At 71.3% G+C, this 1580-nt stretch carries 1 protein-coding gene and 2 pseudogenes; 1 reads left to right on the top strand and 2 read right to left on the bottom strand.

All coding sequences use genetic code 11. The features are described 5' to 3' along the window. Nucleotides 1-115, bottom strand: a pseudogene (locus G4D87_RS39825) (metalloenzyme); the annotation flags it as partial. A 32-nt stretch (nt 116-147) separates the two neighbouring features. Here G4D87_RS39825 and G4D87_RS37610 point away from each other — a divergent pair. Next, complete coding sequence (locus G4D87_RS37610) at nt 148-1233, top strand: DUF4388 domain-containing protein (RefSeq protein WP_163787569.1); 1086 nt, start codon at nt 148-150, stop codon at nt 1231-1233. Between the two features lie 12 nt (nt 1234-1245). On the opposite strand, the pseudogene G4D87_RS37605 reads toward G4D87_RS37610, so the two are convergent. Then, nucleotides 1246-1580 (bottom strand): annotated as a pseudogene (locus tag G4D87_RS37605) (GTP-binding protein); the annotation flags it as partial.

The following is a 1580-nucleotide window of genomic DNA, read 5'->3' as shown; positions in this document are numbered from 1 at the left end:
GGCTGGGGGCGTCCTCGAAGTGGGATAGCAGGTGTTCCCGGCGGGCGAGCGGATTCACGGCCGGGTCCTTCCGGCCAATGCCCACACCATCGATGAACAGGAGCGCGACGCGCACGGCTGGGGACTGTATCCTCGAATCCGACACACATGGCCCTCCACGGCGACCTCTTCAGTTATCCGCTCCCTGAGTTCCTTCAATGGTTGGACAGCTCCCGCAAGACGGGGACGCTCCAGCTTTCGTGGGAGGCGGGCGAGCGCAAGCTCTTCCTGCTCTCCGGCCAGGTGGGCGCCACCGCCGCCGAGGGGCTGCGCGGACGCGTGGCGCGGCTGCTCACGCTGTCCAAGCTGGCGTCGGGGACGAAGGTGCTGGCCGGCTTCGACGAGCTGGCGCGCACCCCGGACGTGGACGCCGCGTTCGACATCCACGGCATCCAGGCGCGGTGGATTCGCGACCTGGGCCGCGAGGAGCTGTTCGCCGCGATGATGGATTTGACCATCGCCGGCCGGGGCACCTTCCACTGGACGGAGGACGCGGACCGCTCCGGCGAGGACTGGGTGCCGTCCGACATGGGCATCCGCGAGCTGCTCTTCGAGTCCCTGCGCTGGGTGGATGAGCAGTCCGACGTGGACAAGGCGCTGCCCATCGACGCGCTCAGCGTGCGCGCGCTGGCGCCGCCGAGCCCGAGCCAGCCGCTGATGCACCGAATCATCCTGGGGCTGTGCACGTCGCCGCAGAACCTGGGGCGGCTGCGCCTGTCCATGGGCGTGTCCCGCTCCTCGGTGACGCGGCGGGTGCACGAGCTGCTGCGGTCGAAGCTGGTGGAGGTGGACGGGGCGCCGCAGGTGGAGGCGGACCCGGTGGCGGAGATGCTGGAGAAGGGCGCGGTGCTGATGCGCGAGGGCCAGTACGACGCCGCGGGCATCGTCTGCGCGTCCCTGCTGGCCAGCGACCCGGCGGACCGGCGCGTGCGCGAGTTCGCCCGGCTGGTGCAGCGCGAGCACGTGGCGGCGCTCTACGCGGACATGCCGCCCCTGATGGTGCCCCTCATGATTCACGACCCGCAGGGACAGGCGCTGCTCAAGCCCGAGGAGCGGCAGATCGCCGGGCTGGTGAATGGCACCTGGGACGTGTCCACGCTGGTGCTGGCCAGTCCGGCCCGGGAGCTGGAGACGCTCAAGACGCTGGCGAAGCTGCAGCGCATGGGGCTGCTGCAGTTCGTCTCCCCGCGCTGAGCGGGGCCGAGGCTACTCCGCGTTGGGCAGGCCCACCGCGTTGAGCCGGATGAAGACCTGCATCATCACGTAGAGGGAGAAGGCGGCGTCATCCACGCGCAGGTGCGGCTGCGTGGCCAGGCCCTGGAGCCGGAGCAGGTCGGCGCCGTCCACGCGGAGCAGGAAGGCCTGCTGTCCCAGGGAACCCTCGCCCGCGAAGGCCAGCGCGCGCCGGATGGCGTCCGTGCAGGCGGTGACGCAGGTGGTGTAGTCCCCCGTCATGAACGCGGCCTCGGCGGCGCGGGCGTGGTCGAACATGTCGCCCGGCGCCAGGGCGCTGGCGGGGCCCAGCAGGGTCGGTCCGGGCT

The organism is Myxococcus vastator (assembly GCF_010894475.1).
Lineage (GTDB): Bacteria > Myxococcota > Myxococcia > Myxococcales > Myxococcaceae > Myxococcus > Myxococcus vastator.
The sequence above is the reverse complement of the archived record's forward strand: the minus strand, read 5'-3'. Positions and strand labels throughout refer to the sequence as shown.